This is a genomic window from Pseudonocardia sp. SID8383 (assembly GCF_009864975.1).
Taxonomy (GTDB): Bacteria; Actinomycetota; Actinomycetes; order Mycobacteriales; family Pseudonocardiaceae; genus Pseudonocardia; species Pseudonocardia alni.
The window spans coordinates 1-572 of sequence record NZ_WWFY01000021.1 but is presented as its reverse complement, the minus strand read 5'-3'; the positions used below and the strand labels follow the sequence as shown (position 1 = coordinate 572).

Below are 572 nucleotides of genomic sequence, written 5' to 3'. Positions count from 1 at the left end.
CGCTCCTGCTCCAGGCGGGCGCGGACCAGGCCGAGCACCCGGGCGGTGAGCGTGTGGGCCGCTGCGGCGGCGTCCTCGCCGCCGGGGTCCGCGGGCGCGGCGACGGGCAGCAGCACCGGTCCGGCGGGCGTTCCGGCCGGCAGGTCGTCGTGGTGCTCGACGGTCGCGCCGAGCTCGGCCAGTGCGCCGGTCAGGTCGAACGGATCGTCCCCGACCAGGACGGCCGTGGTGGCGTCGGGGAGCGGTCCGGCATCGGGGACGGGGGTCCAGTCGAGGCCGAACAGGGCGTCCCGGACACCGGGGGCGACGTCGTCGGGAGTACCGACCGGCCGCATCTCCAGCGCCCGGACCTCGGCGACGGGTGCGCCGCCGGTGTCGGTCGCGGAGACGGTGAGGGTGCCGTCGGGGTCGCGGCGCAGCCGGGCCCGCAGCGCGGACGCACCGGCGGCGGCCAGCGAGACACCGCTCCAGGCGAACGGGACGCCCGCGGCGGTGGTGCCGGCCGTGTCCCCGCCCCGGTCCTCGGCCAGCCATGCCGACTGCAGGGCGGCGTCGAGCAGGGCGGGGTGCAG

The 572-nt window shown here is 79.2% G+C and carries 1 protein-coding gene; it reads right to left on the bottom strand.

The genetic code is table 11. The annotated features are described in order from the left end of the window. Positions 1-572 (bottom strand): polyketide synthase dehydratase domain-containing protein (locus GTW08_RS00655; protein WP_161151246.1); only part of this gene is annotated, 572 nt, incomplete at both ends.